General features: G+C 63.8%; 16 protein-coding genes and 1 pseudogene. 5 read left to right on the forward strand and 12 right to left on the reverse strand.

The window, feature by feature from the left end; genetic code table 11:
* Positions 1-112: 112 nt before the first annotated feature.
* From E3T25_RS04945 to E3T25_RS04955, 3 genes are all read right to left on the reverse strand, one after another.
* On the reverse strand, positions 113-4,849 hold the full coding sequence (locus E3T25_RS04945; RefSeq protein ID WP_134372710.1) for an ExeM/NucH family extracellular endonuclease: 4,737 nt from the start codon (positions 4,847-4,849) through the stop codon (positions 113-115).
* A gap of 204 nt (positions 4,850-5,053) precedes the next feature.
* Positions 5,054-5,560, reverse strand: a complete 507-nt coding sequence (locus E3T25_RS04950; protein ID WP_104102407.1) for an amino-acid N-acetyltransferase — start codon at positions 5,558-5,560, stop codon at positions 5,054-5,056.
* A 230-nt stretch (positions 5,561-5,790) separates the two neighbouring features.
* Positions 5,791-8,316, reverse strand: coding sequence for an ATP-dependent Clp protease ATP-binding subunit (locus E3T25_RS04955; RefSeq protein WP_104102410.1), 2,526 nt, complete (start codon positions 8,314-8,316; stop codon positions 5,791-5,793).
* Between the two features lie 100 nt (positions 8,317-8,416).
* Here E3T25_RS04955 and E3T25_RS04960 point away from each other — a divergent pair, with 100 nt between their 5' ends.
* The gene (locus E3T25_RS04960; protein ID WP_134372713.1) at positions 8,417-8,746 is read left to right on the forward strand and encodes a hypothetical protein; all 330 of its coding nucleotides are present in this window, start codon (positions 8,417-8,419) and stop codon (positions 8,744-8,746) included.
* A 60-nt stretch (positions 8,747-8,806) separates the two neighbouring features.
* A pseudogene (locus E3T25_RS17650) lies at positions 8,807-8,899 on the forward strand (GMC oxidoreductase); the annotation flags it as partial.
* Between the two features lie 87 nt (positions 8,900-8,986).
* Here E3T25_RS17650 and E3T25_RS04970 read toward each other — a convergent pair.
* From E3T25_RS04970 to E3T25_RS04995, 6 genes are all read right to left on the reverse strand, one after another.
* Positions 8,987-10,129 carry a glutathione-independent formaldehyde dehydrogenase gene (locus tag E3T25_RS04970; protein WP_104102415.1) on the reverse strand — a complete coding sequence of 381 codons (1,143 nt, stop codon included), beginning with the start codon at positions 10,127-10,129 and terminating at the stop codon, positions 8,987-8,989.
* 383 nt (positions 10,130-10,512) lie between these two features.
* Entirely contained in the window at positions 10,513-11,325 is an 813-nt protein-coding gene (locus E3T25_RS04975) for an aldose 1-epimerase family protein (RefSeq protein WP_255572972.1), read from the reverse strand.
* 10 nt (positions 11,326-11,335) lie between these two features.
* Positions 11,336-12,274, reverse strand: coding sequence for a glycoside hydrolase family 43 protein (locus tag E3T25_RS04980; protein WP_134372719.1), 939 nt, complete (start codon positions 12,272-12,274; stop codon positions 11,336-11,338).
* A gap of 54 nt (positions 12,275-12,328) precedes the next feature.
* Positions 12,329-13,207, reverse strand: coding sequence for a carbohydrate ABC transporter permease (locus E3T25_RS04985; protein WP_233191484.1), 879 nt, complete (start codon positions 13,205-13,207; stop codon positions 12,329-12,331).
* Positions 13,204-14,217 carry a carbohydrate ABC transporter permease gene (locus tag E3T25_RS04990; RefSeq protein WP_233191485.1) on the reverse strand — a complete coding sequence of 338 codons (1,014 nt, stop codon included), beginning with the start codon at positions 14,215-14,217 and terminating at the stop codon, positions 13,204-13,206. Before E3T25_RS04990 ends, E3T25_RS04985 begins: the two co-directional genes overlap by 4 nt.
* A gap of 3 nt (positions 14,218-14,220) precedes the next feature.
* Positions 14,221-15,528, reverse strand: a complete 1,308-nt coding sequence (locus tag E3T25_RS04995) for an ABC transporter substrate-binding protein (protein WP_104102422.1) — start codon at positions 15,526-15,528, stop codon at positions 14,221-14,223.
* 215 nt (positions 15,529-15,743) lie between these two features.
* Between E3T25_RS04995 and E3T25_RS05000 the strand changes: the two genes are divergently transcribed.
* The 3 genes from E3T25_RS05000 (at position 15,744) to E3T25_RS05010 (ending at position 19,153) form a co-directional block, all read left to right on the forward strand.
* Positions 15,744-16,757, forward strand: a complete 1,014-nt coding sequence (locus E3T25_RS05000) for a LacI family DNA-binding transcriptional regulator (RefSeq protein ID WP_104102425.1) — start codon at positions 15,744-15,746, stop codon at positions 16,755-16,757.
* Positions 16,754-18,691 (forward strand): glycoside hydrolase family 2 protein, encoded by a 1,938-nt coding sequence (locus tag E3T25_RS05005; protein WP_338145467.1) that lies wholly within the window; start codon positions 16,754-16,756, stop codon positions 18,689-18,691. Before E3T25_RS05000 ends, E3T25_RS05005 begins: the two co-directional genes overlap by 4 nt.
* Before the next feature lie 216 nt (positions 18,692-18,907).
* On the forward strand, positions 18,908-19,153 hold the full coding sequence (locus E3T25_RS05010; protein WP_134372723.1) for a hypothetical protein: 246 nt from the start codon (positions 18,908-18,910) through the stop codon (positions 19,151-19,153).
* Positions 19,154-19,348: 195 nt separating this feature from the next.
* On the opposite strand, the gene cls is transcribed toward E3T25_RS05010, so the two are convergent.
* The 3 genes from cls to lysS all read right to left on the reverse strand — a co-directional run bounded on the left by cls (position 19,349) and on the right by lysS (position 22,754).
* A complete protein-coding gene (cls, locus tag E3T25_RS05015) occupies positions 19,349-20,812 on the reverse strand; it encodes a cardiolipin synthase (protein WP_134372726.1) in 1,464 nt (487 codons plus the stop codon).
* Between the two features lie 6 nt (positions 20,813-20,818).
* A complete protein-coding gene (locus E3T25_RS16670; protein WP_166784554.1) occupies positions 20,819-20,995 on the reverse strand; it encodes a hypothetical protein in 177 nt (58 codons plus the stop codon).
* Positions 20,996-21,218: 223 nt separating this feature from the next.
* On the reverse strand, positions 21,219-22,754 hold the full coding sequence (gene lysS / locus E3T25_RS05020) for a lysine--tRNA ligase (RefSeq protein WP_104102437.1): 1,536 nt from the start codon (positions 22,752-22,754) through the stop codon (positions 21,219-21,221).
* Between the last annotated feature and the right edge of the window lie 5 nt (positions 22,755-22,759).

Genomic DNA, 22,759 nt, shown 5'->3' on the forward strand with positions numbered 1-22,759 from the left:
GCCGCCGGCAATGCTGTGCGTGTCATGCGCGTGTCGGGCGGGAAACGCCGAACCGGCGCGGCCGACCTCGAGAGGCTCGGTTCCGCGCCGGTCCGGTTTGCTCCGGGCGGTACTACCGGCCGCGCGGCGCCTTGTCGACCCTGATCTCGGTCCAGCCGAGCACGTTATCATTCTCGTCCTGCACGACCAGCTTGTACTTGCCCGCACGGGTGTCGGCCGGCAGGGTCGTTCTGACCTCACCCTGCGCGTTCACCAGCAGCCAGCCGCCCAGGTTCTCCACTGGCTTGGACTGCAGCGATACGGAGACGAACTCACCGGCACGCGCCACTCCGACGTCGACCGTGACCGGGGCACCCGCGGCATACGTGGCCGCGTCCGTGACGATCGCGTTCTTGAGTGCCTTGGTCAGCGCCTTCGGGCTGGCGGCGACCGGTTCAGTCGTCGGCGGAACCGGCACAACGACCGTGATCGGCACCCGCACGATCGTGCCTGACTCCGTGGTGGTGAGTTCGAGCACGCTGTTCGCCGCGGCATCCTGCGGCACCGTGACGGTGACCGTCGCCGCACCCGTTGCGTCAACGGCTGCCGTTCCCAGTCCGGCACTGCTGCCGGCCCAGACCAACGACATTGCCGTGTTCTTCGGCGCGCCGAGCGAGCTCAGGTTCAGGTTGCCCACGGTGAACGTGACCGAGGCGCCGCGCTCGACCGCCACGGTCGGGACACCCGTGACACTGGCCTGGCGGGTGGCGAACGACGGCGTCAGCGGGCTCTTGGCCGTGATGTAGGAGATCCACGCGTCCCGGTCGACGAGACCGGAGTCGCGCGTGCCCGTTCCGTTCTTGAACTCCCGAAAGTTGTCGCCTCCGGTGAGCAAGAAGTTGAACGAGCCCACCCGGTAGGAGCGCGCCGGGTCGATTGCCGAGCCGTTGATCCAGATGCCCGTAATGCGGTCACCCTCGGTCCGGCTCGCGTCGAACGTGTAGTTGACGTTGTCGGAGAGGCCCAGCTGCAGGTATGGACGGCTCGGAATGTTGCCGGCCGCGTCACGCTGCCACTGCTGCTCCAGAACCGTCTTGAACTGGGCCCCGGTGAGGCTGGTCGTCCACAGGTTGTTCAGGAACGGCAGCACCGCGTTGGCCTCGGCGTAGGTGACGACGCCGTCCGGTGCGAGTAGCAGCTCGGCGCGCATGCCGCCGGGGTTGACCACGCCGATTTCGGCGCCGCCCTTGAGCGGGTCAGCCAGCGATTCGCGCAGCGAGTTGGCCACCAAGGTGCCCATCGCCGATGGTGCGGCCCGGTTCTCCGCGCACGGTGCGGTGCCACCGAGGCAGGCGCGGGTGATGTCGGCGGTGACGGAGCCGATCGGCTGGTTGCCGATGACGGCCGCCTGGGCGAGCGCGGCATCCGTGATTGTCTTCACCAAGGCGACCCGCGGGTAGGCGGCGACCAGGGTGGCGTCGGCGGTGACCGAGCGCTTGACGTTCTGGTTCTTCACGGTCGTGGTGTCACCGGAGGCAATGTCGTAGTTCAGCACGACCTGGCCGATGTTCTCACCGTAGTTGCCGGTCTGAAGCACCGGGCGGGTGATGCCGGCGGGCGCACCGGGCAGCTGTGCGTTCCACGCGTATTGCTTGTGCGTGTGGCCGGTGAAGATCGCGTCGACTTCGGCTGAGGTCTGCGTGACGATCACTGCGAACGCACTGTCGGTGAGGGCGAGTTCCTGCTCGAGGGTCGCGTTGTCCGGCGTTCCGGCGCTGGCACCCTCGTGGTACTCGGCGATCAGCACGTCGGCTTCGCCGTTGGCCGGGTCACCGTCGGTGAGCTGGGCCGAGACCCGGTTGACCGCGGCTACCGGGTCACCGAAGCTCAGGCTGGCGATCCCGTTCGGCGACACCAGCGCCGGGGTCTCCTTGGTGACGGCGCCGATCACACCGACCGAGACGCCGTCGACGTCGAAGATCGCATATTCCTGCATCGCCGGGGTCGTCGTTCCGAGCAGGTAGACGTTCGCGCCGAGGTAGTCGAAGTCGGCGGCGTCGGCGACGCGCCCGGTGAGGTCGGCGAAGCCCTGGTCGAACTCGTGGTTGCCCACGGCCGAGGTCTTGAGGCCGAGCGCGTTCAGCACGTCTATGGTGGGCCTGTCGCCCTGCGACGCCGAGGCGAACAGGGAGGCGCCGATGTTGTCACCGTCGGAGAGGAACAAAGTGGACGCGTCTCCGTATTCCGCGCGGAGCTGCTCGATCGTTCCGGCGAACTTCACCGTGTTGCCGTCGATGCGCCCGTGGAAGTCGTTGATGTTGAGCAGGTTGATGTCGACGTCGGTGGGGCTGGCGAGGTCCAACCCGACGATCGCCGGGTCGTGGTCCGACGAGCGGAACGCGTCGGCCACGTAGAAGTCGGTGACGTTGTTGTTGTAGCGGCTGTACTCGAGCGCAACGGACTCGACCGAGTTGATGTTCCAGACGTCCACATCGGTGACCGCGGCATTTGCCTCGGGTGACGCGAACACGTGGTCGAGCGAGCCGACGGTGCCACCGAACGCGTAGGTGTACTCGCCGGTCTTGGCCTCCTGGCTGAGGTAGCCCGCGTCGGTGATGACCTTGATCGGGTCTTCCTGGTCGTAGGCGTTGAAGTCACCGGTGAGGAAGACGCGCGCGATGCCGGTACTGGTCTTCAGCGTGTCGGCGAACTTGACGAGCGCGGTCGCCTGGTTCACGCGGGACAGGTTCGAGGCTCCCTGGCCGTCGCCGGTGTTGGCGTCGGCGCCGGTTCCGGAACCCTTCGACTTGAAGTGGTTGACGATCGCGAGGAAGCTGCTGCCGGCGTCGCCGACCAACTGGAACGCCTGGGCGAGCGGCTGGCGGGCGTTCACGAACGCGGCGTCGTCGAAGATGGTCGATCCGCCGACGGTTTCGACCGCGGCGGTCTTGTAGATGAATGCGGTGCGGATGACATCTTCGCTGGCGGGGAGGGCGGCCGGTGAGGGTACGAACGCCCAAACCGGGCTGCCCGCGTCGGTGTTCAGGGCGGTGACGAGGTTGGCGAGGGCGAAGTCGCGGTCCTTGCCGAAGCGGGCCGAGTTCTCGATCTCTTCCAGCGTGATGACGTGGGCGTCGAGGGCGTTGATCGCCGAGACGATCTTTGCCTGCTGGCGCTCGAAGCTGACCTGGGTGGCCGCGCCGCGGGCGTCGCATCCGCTGTTGACCGTGATCGGCGTGCCGGCCCGGTCGGTGTAGTAGCTGCAGCCGGTGATCGAGTCCCCGGTGGTGGCGAAGTAGTTGAGCACGTTGAAGGTGGCCAGACGGATGTCGCCGCCCACCGATCGAGGTGCCGCGGTGCGGGTGTCGGCGAAGGTTGCGGGCTGCACGGCTGCGGCGGTCGCAGGCACCAGTTCGGTGGTCGGCTGGAACTTCCAGGCACTGTTGCGGAAGTCGAGGATGACCGGCGTCGCGAACGTGACGGCCGCGCCGATGCGCACCGGGCTGGTCGTCGAAAGGTAGGGGACGGGCTTGTCCTTGTTGATGCTGGACAAGAAGTTGGTGGTGGCGCCGTCGTCGAGGGTGACCGCGCGCGCCTTATTGCCGGCGACGGCCGCGGTGTACGCGTCCGTTCCCGGGCGGGCGGTGACGGTCGGGCCGACGAGCGGGGTGGTTCCGGCCGCGAGGCCGATCTCGCCGTACTGGTTGGTCGCGTAGTTGTTGGTGACGGTGAAGTCGCCCTGCGGGGAGACGAGCATGCCCTCGAGAGACTCACGTGCGGCATCCGTTGACGGGAGGCCGACCGTGGCCGGCACCGGGCCGACGATCCCGGCCTTGTCCAACGCGGTCACGTCGCTGAGCGCGGTGATCGTGATCTGGGTGAGGCCGAAGAACTCGCTCGCGGTGCCGGTGACGGAGACGTAGTCGCCTGCCGTGACCGGGGCGGCCAGTGCGTTCGTGTAGACGAAGAGGCCGTCGGACGCGGTGTGCGTGGTCAGGTCGACCGCGCCACCGGTGCCGGGGGTCTGCAAGTAAAAGCCTTTGAAACCGCCCGTGGGATATGTGGCGGTGACGACGCCGGTCGTCGTGACGACCTTGCCGGTCTGGGCGCCGGCATCCGTGGAGCCCTGGATCTCGTTGATCGCAAGGGCGGCGGCAGGCACGGGCGGAGTCGTCGCGGTGGGCGTCGGGGTGGGCGTCGCGGTCGGGTCGACCGGGGTCGCCGCGGCCTCGCCTGCGGCGTTCGTCGGGGTGGGAGCCGCGACGATGAAGTCGGCCGAGTTGACGTCAGTGTCGAGGCCCGTGGCGCGGGTGAGCGCGGTGGTGACGGATGCGGCGGACGCCACCGTGGTCTCGAACGTGAGCGACGTGCCGTAGCCGAGTAGGTCGATGACGCCCGGGGCATTGAGGAGGGATCCCGTGGCCGGGGCCGTCAGCTGCGTGGCCTGGCTGGCGAGGAAGAGGGTTCCGCCTCCGCCGCCGAAAGAGAAGCCGAGGGTGGCGTTGGGGGTGGGCAGCGCCGCGCCGCTGGTCGAGTTGGCCGTTCCCTGCACCAGGTAGTACCCCTTGGCGGGGATCGAGCCGCTCAGTGCAAGCGTGCCGGACGGGTTCGCCGCGCCTGTGGCCGACCGATACTGCAGCGAGGTGCCGTCGAGGGAGACGGCAGCGTCCGTGGGGTTGTAGAGCTCGACGAACTTGTTGAGGTAGGTCGCTCCCGTGCTGCCGCCGTTCAGGTAGGCCTCGTTGATCACGACCCCGGTGCCGCCGACGTCGGCGAAGGCGGGCAGGGCCACCAGGGGGCTGGCGACCAGCCCCACTCCGAGTAGAGCAGAAAAAGCCAGTTTCAGACGGCTGTTCGGTGCAGGCGACATAGTTTTCCTCAGCTATTAACGATCGACAGTGATCGCCATGCTACGGACGCGGTGTTGCCAGTGCGCTACCTGCGAAGTAACAATCAGTGAATTTGAGCGTTTCGCTCGGATGAGCAGAAATCTCCAGAACTACCCTCACCTGAGCGGCACCTGAACGGGTAGTCTCTCGCTGTCTTCTGCCCACTGCGGTCAGCTTTCAGACGGTCAGTCGAGCCGCTTGACCATCCGGGTGTTGCCGAGCGTGTTCGGCTTGACCCGGGCCAGGTCGAGGAACTCGGCGACACCCTCATCGTGCGAGCGCACGAGCTCGGCGTACACTTGCGGGTCGACCGTTTCGGAGCCCATGTCGGTGAAGCCGTGCCGGGCGAAAAATGGCACCTCGAAGGTCAGGCAGAAGAGGCGGCTGAGCCCGAGCTCGCGAGCATCCGCTTCGAGCCGGTCCATCAGCGCGTGGCCGACGCCGTGGCCGAGCCGGTCGGCGGTCACGGCGAGGGTGCGCACCTCGCCCAGGTCCTCCCACATCACGTGCAGGGCGCCGCAGCCGATCAGAGTGCCGTCGGCATCCTCGACCACCCGGAATTCCTGCACCGCCTCATAGAAGACGACGCTTTCCTTGCCGAGCAGAATGCGCTCCTGCACCAGCGGCGCCACGAGCGCCTGGATTCGGGGCACATCGGTGGTGCGTGCCCGGCGCACCAAAAACTCCTGCATTCGCTGTCCACCGATCTCTCTCGGTTCACTCACGCGAACCAACCAGCTCAGTCTAGGCAGCTGTGGGGGGAGCGAATTCGACGGAGATTTTGCCGAACCTGCCCGTTTTGAGCCTGAAACAGGCCCGCAGGAGCAAAATCTCCGCCGAATTCGTCAGGGAGTCGGGGCCGGGCGAGCACGAGACAGGGCCCGGCGGATGTTTCCGCCGGGCCCTGTCCAACGGGTTACCGCTACTCGCTGGTCACCGCGAGGTCGGGTGAGCCCGGCCCCGTGCCGATTGCGGCCGTGGTGTTGACGCCGACGGCTACGGCGGAGGCGCGCACCGTCGTGGTGAAGATGTACTCCCCACCCACGTAATCCACGTGCACGTGGTCGCCGGCGTTGAGCTCGCCCTGCAGGATCTTTTCCGACAGGCGGTCCTCCACCTCGCGCTGGATCGCACGGCGCAACGGACGGGCACCGAGTGCGGGGTCGAAGCCGACCTCGATCAAGTGCTCCTTCACGGCGAGGGTCAGGTCCACGGTCATGTCGCGGTCGAGCAGGCGCTCGCTCAAGCGCTTGATGAACAGGTCCACGATCTGGAGCAGTTCCGGCTTGGTCAGCTGCGGGAAGACGATGATCTCGTCCACGCGGTTGAGGAACTCGGGCTTGAAGTGCTTCTTCAGCTCCTCTTTCACCTTGCCGCTCATCCGGTCGTAACCGGTGGACGTGTCACCCTCGAGTTGGAAACCGACGGGCGCGCCGCTGATGTCCTTGGTGCCGAGGTTCGTGGTCATGATGATCACGGTGTTCTTGAAGTCGACGACGCGACCCTGGCCATCCGTCAATCGGCCCTCTTCAAGAATCTGCAGGAGCGAGTTGAAGATGTCAGGGTGGGCCTTCTCGATCTCGTCGAACAGCACCACGGAGAACGGCTTGCGGCGCACCTTCTCGGTGAGCTGGCCGCCCTCTTCGAAGCCGACGAACCCGGGAGGGGCGCCGAACAGTCGGGACACGGTGTGCTTCTCGCCGTACTCACTCATGTCGAGGGAGATCATGGCGGCCTCGTCGTCGAAGAGGAACTCGGCGAGCGCCTTGGCCAGCTCGGTCTTTCCGACGCCGGTGGGGCCCGCGAAGATGAACGAACCGCTCGGGCGCTTCGGGTCCTTCAGTCCGGCACGGGTGCGACGGATGGTTTTGGCGAGCGCCGAGATGGCCTCTTCCTGACCGATGACGCGCTGGTGCAGCGCCTTCTCCATGAAGACGAGCCGCGAGGACTCCTCCTCGGTGAGTTTGAAGACGGGGATGCCGGTGGCCTGGGCCAGAACCTCGGCGATCAGGCCCTCGTCGACGACGGCGGTCGTCTTGACGTCGCCCGACTTCCACTTCTTCTCGAGGCGCAAACGCTCGCCGAGGAGGTTCTTCTCCTCGTCGCGCAGGCCGGCGGCCTTCTCGAAGTCCTGCTCCTCGATGGCGGTCTCCTTGGCGGCGCGCACCACGGCGATCTTCTCGTCGAATTCGCGCAGCTCGGGCGGGCTGGACAGGATCGACAGGCGCAGGCGGGCGCCGGCCTCGTCGATCAGGTCGATGGCCTTGTCCGGCAGGAACCGGTCGGAGACGTAGCGGTCGGCCAGGTTCGCCGCGGCCACGAGAGCGCCGTCGGTGATCGAGACCTTGTGGTGCGCCTCGTACCGGTCGCGCAGCCCCTTGAGGATATTGATGGTGTGGGGCAGAGACGGCTCGGCCACCTGGATCGGCTGGAAGCGTCGCTCGAGCGCGGCATCCTTCTCGAAGTGCTTGCGGTACTCGTCGATCGTGGTGGCACCGATGGTCTGCAGCTCGCCTCGGGCGAGGAGAGGCTTCAGGATGCTGGCCGCGTCGATGGCGCCCTCAGCGGCACCGGCACCGACGAGGGTGTGGATCTCGTCGATGAAGATGATGATGTCGCCGCGGGTGCGGATCTCCTTGGTGACCTTCTTCAGCCGCTCCTCGAAGTCACCGCGATAGCGGCTTCCGGCGATGAGCGAGCCGAGGTCGAGCGAGTAGAGCTGTTTGTCTTTCAGCGTCTCGGGTACATCGCCCTTGACGATGGCCTGGGCGAGACCCTCGACGACGGCGGTCTTGCCGACTCCGGGCTCACCGATCAGAACCGGGTTGTTCTTGGACCGGCGGGACAGGATCTGCATGACCCGCTCGATCTCCTTCTCGCGCCCGATGACCGGGTCGAGTTTGTTGTCGCGGGCGGCCTGCGTGAGGTTGCGCCCGAACTGGTCGAGAATCTGGCTGCCCGCCGGACCGCTCGCCTGCTCGTTCGCGCCGACCTGCACCTGCTCCTTGCCCTGGTAACCAGAGAGGAGCTGGATGACCTGCTGGCGCACCCGGTTGAGGTCGGCGCCGAGCTTGACGAGCACCTGGGCGGCAACGCCTTCACCCTCGCGGATGAGGCCGAGCAGAATGTGCTCGGTGCCGATGTAGTTGTGGCCGAGCTGCAGTGCTTCGCGCAGGCTCAGTTCGAGAACCTTCTTGGCGCGCGGCGTGAACGGGATGTGCCCCGTCGGCTGCTGCTGGCCCTGACCGATGATGTCCTGCACCTGCTCACGCACGGCGTCGAGGGAAATACCCAGGCTCTCGAGGGCTTTGGCCGCAACTCCCTCGCCTTCGTGGATCAGGCCGAGCAGGATGTGCTCAGTACCGATGTAGTTGTGGTTGAGCATTTTGGCCTCTTCCTGGGCCAAAACAACGACGCGTCGAGCTCGGTCGGTAAATCTCTCAAACATGTGATCGCTCCCTTGGCGCCAGGGCAGTTGTGGCGCCGATACATCGAGAGTAACGAGCGAACCCTGAAATGAGTGCCTCTGTTCGCCGCAGGCGTGACGGATGTCGTCGCGCACCGGCTCCGACCTCGTCACCTTCGGCCGATTTCGGAAGGTGTGGCGGGCGATCTCGACCGCACGTGGCGGGCGATCTCGACCGCACGTGGCGGCCTCGTCGGCCGAACAGGTGGTGACCTCGGATCCGATCGCAACCGCCTGGGAAGAGGCGCTGCGGCTCAGCCAGACGCAGGTCATCGCCGCGCTGCAGGCCGCCAGCTATGCCGACCGCATCATCCTCCTGGCCGATGGTCGCGTGGTCGATGACCGCGGCCGGTCCACCGCCGAGCAAATCAGCACCATGTTGCCGAGCATGGAAGCACGATCGGCGCGGTGAGACGACGGAGGGCCGTGATCCGGGGCACCGACGGTCCGATGACGGTCGGGCTGCTGCCCCCCGGAATTGCGGGTGCACGGAATCGTCGGACTGCGTGTCGCAGACGCCTCGATTATGCCCTCGGCAATGTCCGGCAACACGGATGCCGCCGTCGTCGCCATCGCGGAACGCGCTGCTGCCCTCATCCCGGGTAGCCGTGCGGCGGCGCACGCGCGGATACCCAACGAAGGATCGGTTGGCCTACTCCGGCTTGAGGATGACTTTGGTCCAACCGTTGGTGCGTTCGCCAAAGTTCTTGTAGGCATCCGCGGCTTTGCTGAGGGGGATCTCGTGGGAAACGATCCAGGATGGCTTGGCTTTGCCCGCGGCGATCAGGTCGCGCAACTGCCGATTGTACTTCTTCACCGGGCATTGTCCGCTGCCTATGCTTTGACCCTTAAGCCACTGCAGGCCATAATCAATGGCAAGTTTGCCCTGCTTGGCGTTATCGTCGAAGCCGCCGGGATCTGCCGGAAGGAAGACTCCGACAACGCCGATTCCCCCGGTGATGCGCACGGACTGGATCAGCCGATTCAGAGTCATGGCGGGATCTTCGGTGCCCTGGGGGTCGTGGGCCTGATAACCCACGCATTCACATCCCCGGTCCGCGCCGATACCCTTGGTCTGGTCCAAAACGAACTCAACCGGGTCCGTCTTCGAGTCATCAATGGCGATCGCACCGATCTGCTCGGCGAGGGCCAGCCGGTCAGGGCGTCGATCCACGACCCAAACTTTACTCGCGCCCTTGATCGTGGCGGACAGGGCGGCCATCAGTCCGACTGGACCCGCACCGTAAATCACGACCGTGTCACCGGGGATCACTCCGGCCATCTCGGTAGCGTGGTAACCGGTAGGGAAAATGTCCGACAGCATCACGTAATCGTTTTGCTTTTCTACCGCGTCTTCACCCAGGCGCAAGCAGTTGTTATCGCCGTAGGGCACACGCAGCATTTGGGCCTGCCCGCCGGGATACGGACCCATGCCAGCGAAGCCGTAGGCGGCGCCCGCGCCGACCGGGTTTGGTTGAGTGGTCATGCAGTAGTTCGTGAAACCGCGTTCGCAATTCTTGCAAAACCCGCAGGAAATATTGAATGGCAGCACGACCCGATCGCCGACCTTGACGGCGTCGACGCCGTTCCCGATCTCGATGACCTCACCCATGTTCTCGTGACCAAAGGTGCGCCCGACCTCGAAATCGGTGCGTCCCTCGTACATGTGCAAATCGGAACCGCAAATATTTGTCGCTGTGATGCGAACAAGAACGTCAGTGGGGCGTTCGATCTTGGCATCCGGAACGTCTTCAACGTTGACCGCGTTGGGGCCTTTATAAACGACTGCTTTCATTTCTTTCACTCCCTAAATTTTGACCATGAAAGACGGAAGATCCGCCCTCACTTTCGGCGGTGCATTTACGGTGAATGTCCGGGCAGAGTCTCAGGCTGCGCGGAAAATGTGCATGTCCCAGATCTATCACGATCGCACATGACCCGCCACTGCGAGGATGCGACCGAATTCGGGTTGCGCGTTGCCCCCTGCCAGCGCCAGGGGTGCCTCGTCGACACCACGAGGTGGGCACCGAGGTGGGTACCGAGGCATTCTCTCTTACGACGGAACGGCCGCTAGCCGTTCGGCTATCGGGCGTTCAGCGACCACCGCGTCAGAACGTATGTGAAATCGTCGGTCAAGCGCTATTGTGCCGGTTTGGTCATTCGGCGACGCGAGTCGCGTCAATTCCGGAGCGGTCTGCATAGCTGGTCGATTGCACGAACCGTCCAGGAGGCGCGCGTTGAGCCGGATGGCTCAAGGACGTTCAGGTTCATTCCAGAGTTGAACGCATCCGGCGGACAGGTCATTGGTTCGACGGCGAGTCCAATTCTGTCGATCGAGGGTACTAATTGATCAGCCGTATGCACCTGAACCCACGGGCATTCGGGACCCCAGATCATTTCCACTCCACTGCCCGCGGTCGTCGTCAATCGAAGTGTCGCCATGCCTTCATCGTCCCGGTCGAAGCCAGTGAATGCATGGTCGATGAAGGTGTCATCGATAGTCCGCGGCGTGCGGAAGTCAAACACGGCAAGATCACCAGCATCGAGATCACAGAGGTGAAGGGGAATGAGGCGGTCATGAGTCACGGTCAGGATTCGCTGGGCTGCGAGCTCCAGCGTCCAGTCGTTGACGCGGCCATCGCCGGCAACAAGGTACGGGTGCGGAGCGACGCCAAAAGGGGCGGCATTTGGACCGGCATTCACTGCCGTAACTGCCGTTCGAAGGCAACCGGCGTCAAGCGCAAAATCCACCTCCAGCGTCACCCGGTGGGGGTATCCAGGCTGCGCTTCGACGGTTGCCGCGAGGACGAGCCGATCGGCCGCCTGCCTGACCACTGCAAAGTTCAACCAGGACACGAGTCCATGGAGAGCGTGACCCCTCGACGGCTCGGTGATGCTGAGCTGTTGCTCGACACCACCGAATGTGTACTTTCCATCCACGACTCGGTTCGGCCACGGCGCCAGGATGGCGCCGCGAAAGAAAGGTCGCACCCCAATTGGGTTACTCGGGGGTCAGGACCCGAGGAATGTCGGCGTCCCATTCGGTCTCGGCAACGTGAAGTGCGCGGTACGTGTAGTCCGTGTCCCACCCGTGGAAGACGAGATAGTCCTTGCCATTCAGACCAAAGACCAGGTCTTGGCCACCAGGGCCGCGATATAGGCCCCCCGACCCTTCGGTCGAGAGGATCGGACCCGTTTCCTTCGTCCACGGGCCATCGATTGAGGCAGCCGTTGCAGCACCGACCGCATATCGGTCGTCTCCGTAAGAGTTAGCGGAGTAGAGCATCAGGAGTCCTGTACCTCGGACCACAATGGTGGGAGCCTCGATAAGGTTGTCCTCCCATTCCTCGGTTTGCTTCAGGATCCTGATGGGATCGCCCGTGATGCTGAGCCCGTCGGGAGAGAGCGTGGCCGCCTGAATCCAGGTGTCGAGGTCGCAACAGTTACCGTCATTTTTCCAGACGAGGTACAAGGCGTCGTCGATGAGCACGGTGCTTGCATCGATCGCGCCGCCTTCGTCTTCTGGACAGATGATCATGGCGTCGCTCTGAACGATGAACGGTCCGGCCGGGTCGCTGGCAGTGGCTACACCAATGCACTGCAGCGTTGGCGCAAAATTCGTCGCCGTGAAGTACATGACGAATGAATCATCGGCGAGTCTCGTCACCTCAGGCGCCCAGGTCTTTCCCGGAATAATCCAGCTTGGGAGATCCGGCAACGCGTCCGGTAACACCTCCCAATCGAGGAGATCGGTGGAGGAGGCGACCTGCACGTTGCGGTTGTTGTCGTTGGTGGCATACGCGAAATAAGTGCCGTCGACCTCCACCACGTCGGGGTCTGCGAAATTCGTGTTGAGTACCGCAGCGCCTGCTGCGGCAGACGCCGGAGGTGCCGAGTGCTCCGGAGCCGCCGTGCAGCCACTCACCGCGAAGGCGGTCATGATGGCTCCAGCCACACACGCTACCGCTGCGCGGCGAGCAGAGGTCAACACGTGCTATCCCTTCACTCCGGAGCGAGAAACGCCCTCGATGATAAAGCGCTGAAGGAAGATGAACAGCGCCAGCACGGGCACGCTCGCGACAACCGCGCCGGCCATCAAAAGGTCGTAGCGCACCGCATTTGCGGACTGAAGCGTGGACAGTCCAGCTGGCAGTGTTTGTATCTCCGGGCTGAACAAGACGTAGACGGGCCAGAGGAAGTCGTTCCAGTTGCCGAGGAAGGCGAGCAGCGCGAGTGTTGCAAGTGCGGGTTTGGCGAGCGGCAGAACCACTTGCATGAAGATGACGAATCGGTTCGCCCCATCGAGCCGGGCGGCCTCCTCTAACTCGATCGGCAGGCCGACGAAGAACTGTCGCATGAAGAACACTCCGAATGCGGACGCCGCCGTGGGAATGATGATCGCGACGAGCGAGTTGAGCCACCCCAGTTCGCTCACGATGAGGTAGTTGGGAATCACCAGGATTACCGGCGGCACCAGCAATGTCGCGACGATGATGACGAAGACGAAATTCTTGCCGCGAAACTGCATTCGTGCGAGCGGATACGCCGCCAATGACGCCGTGACGACGACGAGCGTGGCATTGAGGGCGGCTGCGACCATGCTGTTTGCGAACCATTGCAGCACCGGAGTCGCAGTCCCGGGAGCGAGGATAGACGCGAAAGCTTGTACGGAAATTGGATTGGGAATCCACGCCGGTGGAATAGCCGTTGCGTCAGCCCGGGTCTTGAAGCTGGTCACGATCATGAAGATGATCGGGCTGATGAACGCGATTGCGATCGCGCCGAGAACGACGACCCGAGTGATTGTGCCACTCCGTCGACGTGCACTGCGTGCACGGGAACCTGCACTGATCCTGGTCGTGAGAGCGTTCACGAGCGCACCTCCTTCTTGAGCTTCTTGGGCTGTTTCTCGCGAAAGATGTAGAAGACAAAAGCACTGATCGCCATGAGGAATACGGTCAGTACATAACTCATCGCTGCGGCGCTGCCCATCTGAAAGTTGCGCAGACCCGCGTCGGCGATCTGATATATGGCCGTGCGCGTTTCACGTCCGGGGCCGCCCTGAGTCATGAGATAGGACTGGCCAAACATATTGGCGGATGCAAGAAGGGTGATGATCGTGATGAACGAGAGGATGGGCTTGAGCCCGGGGATCGTCACGTGCAGGAACTGCATCCACGGTCCGGCCCCATCAACACGTGCGGCTTCGTAGAGTTCGATCGGGATGTCCTGAAGGCCGGCAAGGTAAATGACGGCGTTGAATCCGAGCGTCCACCAGACGGTCACTCCCACGAGCGCGACCCAGGCCGCGGGCGTCGTTGTTGTCCAAGCGGTGTCATCCGGAAGTCCTAGGAGTCCCAGATAGTGGTTCACCAGCCCGATGTTGTTGTCGAGCAGGTATCGCCACAGCACCGAGATGACGGCGACGCCGAGTACGTAGGGGGCGAAGTAGATTGCTCGGAGAAAGTCCCGTCCGGGAAACTTCCTGCTCATGAGTAAGGCAACGGCGAGCGGGACGATCAGGAGCAATGGCACGCTGAGTACCGTGAAGATGCCGGTGGCCCGCATGGACCCCCAGAACGGGCCAAAAACCGTCGATCCGGGTGAGAACAAGGCGACGTAGTTGTCGAGGCCGACAAAGGGTTTGTTCGGCAACGTGTAGTCCCAGGAATGAAGACTGATCCACACCCCTAAAACTGCCGGGAGGACGACGAAGCTGCCAAACAGAAGCAGGTAGGGGGCAAGGAATAGCCAGGGGGTGGCTATCCCCTGCCGCCGAGTGCCCGCTCGCACTCCACGATTTTTCTGCGACTCCGGGTCGGAGGCCGAGGGGCGGCGCGCCCTCCCCATGGGGAGGGCGCGCTCACCGACCTTCGTCGACACTGGTCAGTCCCCGAACGAGGCTTTGTTGTCGGCCATGAGTTTCGTCGCCGTGCCGGCGGCTTTTTTGAGCGCGTCACTCGGCGTCGTCGTTCCCTGAACCCCGTCGGCGACTGCGATTTCGAGGGTCTCGGCCTGAACCCCACCGATCCCGGGAATGGGCGGCAAGAAACGCATCGAATCGATCGTTGCCGCGATTGCTTCCTGCGGCAGGCCGTCGAGGGCACCCGCATCACGCACCGACTGGCGAGCGGGGATCATGCCCGAGCCTGCCCACTCGGCGGACTGCTCGCTCATCCAGGCGATGAACACCTTCGATGCGTTGACCTTGTTCTGGTCCGCGTTTGCCTGGCGGGGAAGGAAGAAGTTATGGGAGTTGGCCCATACGGCATCCGTGTCACCAATTGTGGGGACCGGGGCGACCGCGTAAGGCAGACCGGACTCGGCGAGATCGTTGATCTGCCAGATGCCGTCCCATGTGATCGAGGTCTCACCATTCTTGAAGGCGACGTACTGAGAGTCGATGGCGACGTCACTCGGGCTGTAACCGTCGTCCACGATGGAGCGCTGCCACTCAAGTGCCTCTACCCCGGCTGCTGAATCAAACGTTGCCCCGTCGTCACCATATGGTTCACCGTCGTTCTGCCACAGCACGGAGAGGTTCATGAGGTGGCTCGGCCACCGCGTCGGCATCCAGAATGGAGTTTCGTACCCAGCTGCTTTGAGCTTGTCGAGCGCCTCCTGGAAGGAAGCCGCGTCGGTCGGGGCCCCTTCGATCCCAGCGGCGGCGAAATGTTCGGTGTTGTAGTACATGGCCAGTGAATGCACATCGAGCGGAATGCCGTATCGGGCGTCCTTATAGACGCCGGCATTCCAGACTTCGTCGCTGAAGTCATCTGACGTGAGACCCAAGTCCTCAGCGAGATCGTCGATCGGTACTATGACGTTTCGCGCGGCATTCGACGCGAGCTGGTCCAGGTGCATCACGCCGACGTCGGGACCCTCGCCGGCGGTCACCGCTGCGGGCAGTCTCTGGTAGAAGTCGGTCCACTGCATCGTGTTCGAGACAACCGTGATGTTGTCATGCTCAGCATTGAAGTCGGACACCATCTTCTCCATGAACGGACCGTCCCCGCCGGTGAAGCCGTTCCAGTAGGACAGCTCCACTTCAGGTCCGGTGTATTCACCGGTGAAGGGCTCACTCGCCGCCTGCCCGGTTCCGCCCGCAGAGCATCCGGCCAGTACCAGCATGAGTGCGGCACCGAGAGCTGTGGCCCCAATCACTCGCCGCCCCAGGAAGTCTTTCTGCTTCATGATCGTTCGTCCTCCTCATCGAAAACATCGCTCCGCGACTCATGCGCGAAGCGGGCCGCCCATTCCCCACACCAATCGGAGCGGCAGACGAGCGCCTTCCGTCAATGTACAGCGCTAGAAAGATGTTTGTCTAGTCTGCGGGGATCCGCGACAAACGCCGTTTCCAGCGCCTGGCCACAGTCGCCTTAGGATGGACCGGACGGGACGGGACAAACATGGCAAGGGTTCGACTAATAGACGTCGCGGAGCTCGCGGGCGTATCCATGAAGACCGTCTCAAACGTCGTTCACAACTATCCTCACGTGGCCCCGGCGCTCCGCGAGAAGGTGCAAGCGGCAATTGACCAGCTCGGCTACCGACCCAACCTTACGGCGCGGCGTCTGGCTACCGGAAGAACCGGAATGATCGCCCTGGCAATCCCCGAAATCGACCACCCGTACTTTTCGGAACTCTCCCGTCACATTGCCGAAGAAGCAACTCGACGAGGATACCGAGTCATCATCGAGCAGACCTTGAGCGATCCCGTCGCGGAACGGGCGGTACTCAGCGATCGGGAGGCTGGGCTGGTCGACGGCGTGATCTTTCACCCCGTCCGCATGGAATCGCTCGACATTGCGAAGCTCGATCCTGGCACTCCGCTGGTCTTGCTCGGCGAGGCGGCCATGCCTGTCATGACAGACCACGTGATGATCGACAACATCTCGGCCGCTCTCGATGCCACGCGGCACCTCTTAGCGAGAGGATGTCGACGCATCGCTTTTCTCGGTGTCATAGCGGCGGACATCACTGGTTCGACGAATCAGCGCCTTCTCGGCTACCAACAGGGTCTCCTGGAGGCCGGGGTCCAGCTGGATCCTGAGCTGGTATTCACGGCCTTGGAATTCACGGCTGAAGCAGGCCTTCGTTCGGTTGCCGAGGCGATTGAGCGCGGGGTGTGTTTTGACGGCGTGGTCAGCCGCGACGACCGGTTTGCGATCGGAGCATTGAAAGCCCTCCATGATTCCGGGCGATCGGTACCCGCAGATGTGGCCGTGGTCGGTTGGGACAACACCTTCCTGGCCGCGTACACGTCCCCGACACTCACCTCCGTGGCGCCGAGGAAGACCGCTATCGCCGCGGCTGCTTTCGATCTCCTCGAGGAACGAATCGCTGGATACCGGGGGGTTGGCCGCCACAGGATCGTGGGGCATTCACTCGAGGTGCGCGAGAGCGCTCCATTTGCTCCTTGACGCCTCGACCGACACTCAGACTTTACAGCGCTGTAATTTGGCGGCATGATTGCGGTATGTCGCGTTCTCTCCCGATTTCTGCCAGTGCCCAGGGTGGCGTGTATCCCCGCCCGCAACTTGTCCGCCCGAATTGGCACGATCTCGCCGGCGAGTGGGCATTCGAACACGACGATCACGACATCGGCAGAAGCGAGAAGTGGTTCGCAAACCCTGCACACCTTGGCCGGGTCATCACTGTTCCGTTTCCGCCTGAGTCGGAGATGTCAGGAATCGCCGAGCCGGGCTTCCATCCCGTTGTCTGGTATTCCCGCATCATCAGCCCCGAAGACGTGGCCGCGAGCGGACTGTCCCGCGGGCAAGACCGAGTGGTGTTGCATTTTGGGGCGGTCGACTACCGCGCATCTGTGTGGATCGATGGCCAGTTCATCGGGTCTCACGAGGGCGGCCAGACGCCATTCTCCTTTGACATCACCGAAGCTCTGTCGCCCCAAGAGGACTGCGTGCTCGTGGTTCGTGCCGAGGATGACCCCCACGACGTAGCTCAGCCGCGGGGCAAACAGGATTGGCTTGAGGATGCGCACGTCATTTGGTACCACCGCACTACGGGGATTTGGCAACCGGTCTGGCTCGAGTCTGTGCCGGATCAGCGCATCACGGCACTGCGTTGGATTCCAAACGTGCCGGCTGGGGACGTCGCGATCGAGGTGGAGCTGACGCGGCGACCGGCGCCGAGCGTTACTGTTCAGGTGGAACTGTCCGTCGCGGGCGAAATTCTCGCCCGGCAGTCTTTCTTGGCCGTTGAGCCGCGATCACAGGCAACCATTCAGATTTCTCGGCAGGCGAACGGTCAGGCCTGTGAAGCTCTCCTCTGGTCACCGGAAAACCCACGACTGATTGACGCGCATGTCTCGATCATTGCTGACGACGGAAGCATTCTCGACGAGTCCTTCTCCTATTTCGGGCTTCGCAGCGTCGGTGTCGCGGGCGGCAGGTTCCTGCTCAATGACCGACCGTACTTCGTACGATCGGTGCTGGAGCAGGGCTACTGGCCGCAGTCGCACCTCGCTGCGCCCTCGGCCGAAGCTCTGCGAGCCGAAGTGGAACTCATCAAGGCCCTCGGGTTCAACGCCGCGAGAATCCATGAAAAGGTCGAGGACCCTCGATTCCTCTATTGGGCGGACCGGCTCGGCTTGCTCATTTGGGGTGAAATGGGCAGCACCTACGAGTTCTCTTCGGAGGCAGTATCGCGAGTCACCCGCGAATGGACCGAAGTAGTGCGCCGCGACCGATCGCATCCGTCAATCGTCACCTGGGTTCCCCTCAACGAGAGTTGGGGTGTTCAACAGATCGCACACGACGACGCCCAGTTGAGCTTCGCCCAGTCGCTCTACCACCTGACTCGCGCGCTCGATCCGAGCCGCCCCGTCATCTCCAATGACGGCTGGGAACACGCCATATCTGACATCCTCACAATCCACGACTATGCGGGCACGGCCGAGCAGCTCGACGCCAATTACAAGGACATCGACGCCATCCGATCCCTCGTTGCGGGTATGGGTCCGGCAGGGCGTCGCCTGCAGCTCATCCCCCGCGAGGTCGATGGCCAGTCGATCATGGTCACTGAATTCGGCGGGGTCAGCTTCGCGCCCGATGCTGCCGATGACTCGTGGGGCTACACGACAGCGACAAGCCATGAGGACTTCGAAAATCGTGTATCAGGTCTCGTGGGAAGCCTTCGGGACAACCCGATCCTCTCGGGCTTTTGTTACACCCAGCTGACGGACACAATGCAGGAGACCAACGGCCTGACCGACGCGAACCGGGAGCCCAAACTGCCGATCGCCGTCATTCGCAGCATCGTATCCGGGGAGAACGCACCCCTTCCCCGGGTGGCGCGGGTCGCTGCGTCGAGCCTGCACCCAGCCACCGGCTGAGGACACCTGCGACCGGCTCCACGCACTCGGTCTCAGTGAGTGCACGCAGGTATTGAGATCGGGCGTGGAGTTGTGCCTCTGCTCGAGCTTCAGCGAGTCCGACGACGGCCGCACAGGCGGCCGTGGCGACGATGTCCAGCAGGAACCCGGAGACGGCGCTTTCGAACCGCGCGCCCCGGGTTCGGAACCAGCCAAGTCGACCGGCATAAAACCCCTGTGCGGGAGAAAGATTTGTGCGATCACCTCGACCCGGATCTGCGTCGCCAGGTGAGCCAGGAAGAAAACCAGAGCGATCACGCCGTCAGAACGGATGCTCCGCAGCACCGTGAGCAAGAACATGAACGTGGCGAGAATGAGCGCAAGCGTACTATGCACACACGCCTCTGCACGGGCACCGGCCAAAAACACGTTTCACCCGCGCCCCCGAACGAATTCGACGGAGATTTTGGCAAAAGCGGTTAGGTTAGCTTGAAAAATTTCCCTCTTTCCCAAAATCTCCGTCGAATTGGTTCACCACCGAACCGAGCTCCTGGTCGTGCGGTCTCCGGCTCGTGAACGCCTGTTGGGCACGTCGCGCATCGTCGAGGGAGTGCCCCCTCGACCACCGCCGAATTGGGTGAGGCGAGGTGCCGGGGCTCGGAGCCGAGCCGGACGCCGCTACTGCACCGCGGAGGTCAGCCGGGCGAGATTGTCGAGCACCGTGGAGCGCAGCGGCTGCTTCATCCATTCCGCCAGGGTGAGTTCACGGCTGTCCTCCCGGTAGCCGTCTTCCACCGCCCGCAACTGCTGCACGAAGGAGCGTCCGCGCACCATCATCGATACCTCGAAGTTGAGGCTGAACGAGCGCATGTCCATGTTGCTCGACCCGATCACGGCCACCTCGTCGTCGATCGTGAAATGCTTGGCGTGCAGCACGTAGGGAGCCTTGTACAGGTAGATCTTCACGCCCGCCCGAAGCAGCTCCTCATAGTAGGAGCGCTGCGCGTGGTAGACGAGGGCCTGGTCGCCGACCTCGGAAACGAACAGCTCCACCCGCAGCCCGCGCTGAGTGGCCGTCGTGATGGCGTACATGATCGACTCGTCTGGCACGAAGTACGGGCTCGTGATGATGATGCGCTCCTGTGCATAGTAGAGCAGAGCGAGGAACAGACGCAGGTTGTTCTCGCCCTCGAAGCCGGGTCCGCTGGGCACGATCTGGCAGTCCAGGGAGTGCGGCACAACCTCGGTTGACACCGGCTGGATGTCCCGGGTCAGAAGGTCGTTGGTCTCGCTGTACCAGTCGGTGATGAAAATCGCGTTGAGACCCGACACGATCGGTCCCTCGACCCGCGTCATCAGGTCTTTCCACTTCAGGCCGCGACGGATGTTCCCCGGCATGTTGTACGTGCGGTCGATGACGTTCTGCGACCCCATGTAACCGACCGTGCCGTCGATGATCAGCACCTTACGGTGGTTGCGCAGATCCGGCCGTTGCCACTTTCCCTTGAGCGGCTGCAGCGGCAGCAGGAGCTCCCACTTCACGCCGGAGTCGGTGAGCCGGCGCAGCGTCTCGCGGTAGCCGAGCTTGCGCATCGACTGGATATGATCCATCAACACGCGCACGGTCACGCCGCGCTTGACGGCGTTTTCGAGGGCGTCGAAGAATGGTGCCGTGGTCGGATCCAGGGAAAGAATGTAGAACTCGACGTGCACGAAATTAAGGGCCCGATCGATGTCCGTGACCATCTCGGCGAACGTGCCCTCATAGTCGCCGAGCAGGCGGGCCTCGTTGCCGCCGACCAGCGGCATCGCCCCCAGATTGCGGTTGAGTTCGACGACCGAGTCGAGCCAGAGCGGCCACGGATGATCGCGACGCACCTGATCGATTCCCTCGGTGCTGTCGAGGATGAACTGGTTGATCTCCTCCTGCATTTCCAGTCGCTTTTTCGGCAGGGTTCGGTAGCCGATGAGCAGGAAGAGTAAGGCGCCGATGAAGGGCAGGAAGAAGATCGTTAGCAGCCACGCCATGCCCGATGTCGGCCGACGGTTGCGAGGAACGACGACGATTGCCACCACGCGAATGGAGAAATCGACCACCAGGGCGATCACGAGGATGATGGTCGAGATGTCGATGCCGAACATTCGGTGCTACGTAACCGGTTTATCGAGCCCGAGCTTGGCGCGCTCTTCCGCCTCGATCCGGGCGTAGACCTTACGCTCCGTGCGGTCCGCCCGCACGATGGAACGCATCACGATCCAAAAGATCAGCCCGACGGCGACGGTGGGCAGGAGCGCCCAGAAAGCGCTGACCCAGAAGTTATCCATGATGTCTCCAACGATACGGGAAAACGGCGGGCAGGCGCGCGGCGTTTACGTGTTCAGCAGCCCTGCGATACCGGTTCCGATTGCGTAGATCCCGGTTCCCCCGACGCCGACCCAGATCGAGATTTCGAGCAGGGACGGACGACGACGGACGCGCGGGATCGGTTGGCCGGGCACAGGCTCGCCGGGCACAGGCTCGCGAGGCGGATTCGACCTCATCGGATGATCATTTCACCAGTGGGAACAGGATGGTCTCCCGGATTCCCAGCCCGGACAGCGCCATCAGCAAACGGTCGATGCCCATGCCCATGCCGCCGGTCGGCGGCATCCCGTGCTCGAGGGCCCGCAGGAATTCCTCGTCGAGGCGCATGGCCTCGGGGTCGCCGCCGGCGGCGAGGCGCGCCTGTTCGACGAAGCGCTCACGCTGCACGACCGGGTCGACGAGCTCGGAGTAGCCGGTGGCCAGCTCGAAGCCGCGCACGTACAGGTCCCACTTCTCGACCACCCCGGCCACACCGCGGTGGCCGCGCACGAGCGGGCTGGTGTCGATCGGGAAGTCCAGCACGAACGTGGGGCGGGTCAGGCCGCCCTTCACGAAGTGCTCCCACAGCTCCTCGACGTACTTGCCGTGGATGGGGTGGTCGATATCGAGCCCCTCCGTGTCGGCGAGCACCTTCAAGTCGGCGAGCGGGGTGGCCGGCGAGATCACGTAGCCCACGGCCGCGGACAGGCTGTCGTACATGCCGATGCGGTCCCAGTCGCCGCCCAGGTCGAATTCGGTGCCGTCGGCCCAGGTCACCACGTGCGAGCCGGCGATGGCGAACGCGGCATCCTGAATCAGTTTCTGGGTGAGGTCGGCGATCGAGTTGTAGTCGCCGTAAGCCTCGTAGGCCTCCAGCATCGCGAACTCCGGCGAGTGGGTGGAGTCGGCGCCCTCGTTGCGGAAGTTGCGGTTGATCTCGTAGACCCGGTCGATGCCGCCGACCACGGCGCGCTTGAGGAACAGCTCCGGCGCGATCCGCAGGAAGAGGTCGGTGTCGAACGCATTGCTGTGGGTCGTGAACGGGCGAGCGGATGCGCCACCGTGCATGACCTGCAGCATCGGCGTCTCAATCTCGATGAAGCCCAGCTCCGTGAAGGTGCGGCGCAGGCTAGCGACGGTCTGCGAGCGCTGGATCACGCTGCGGCGGGCCTGCTCGCGAATGATCAGGTCGAGGTACCGACTGCGCACGCGGGTCTCCTCGCTGAGCGCGGTGTGCAGGTTCGGCAGCGGCAGCAGCGCCTTGGCGGCGACCTGCCACTCCGACGCCATGACGGAGAGCTCGCCGCGGCGGGAGGAGATGACCTCGCCGGAGACGAAGAGGTGGTCGCCGAGGTCGACGAGGTCTTTCCAATCGGCGAGGGATTCCTCCCCCACCGCCCCCAGGGAGATCATGGCCTGGATGCGGCTGCCGTCCCCGGACTGCAGGCTCGCGAAACAGAGCTTGCCGGTATTGCGCAGGTGCACGACGCGGCCGGCGAGGCCGACGATGACGCCGGTGACGGCATCCGCTTCGAGGTCGCCGAACTGCGCACGCACGGCGGGGATCGTGTCGGTGACGGGCACGGACACCGGGTAGGCGCCGCCGGCGGGACTGGTCGCGGCGGCGTTCAACCGGTCACGCTTGGCCAGGCGCACGACCTTCTGCTCGTTGGTCTCGGCCTCCGCCGCTGCGGCGGCCACGATTTCAGCCTCGGTCGGTGCTGGGTTCTGCTCGCTCATGCGGT

The organism is Cryobacterium sandaracinum, from assembly GCF_004403415.1.
Classification (GTDB): domain Bacteria; phylum Actinomycetota; class Actinomycetes; order Actinomycetales; family Microbacteriaceae; genus Cryobacterium; species Cryobacterium sandaracinum.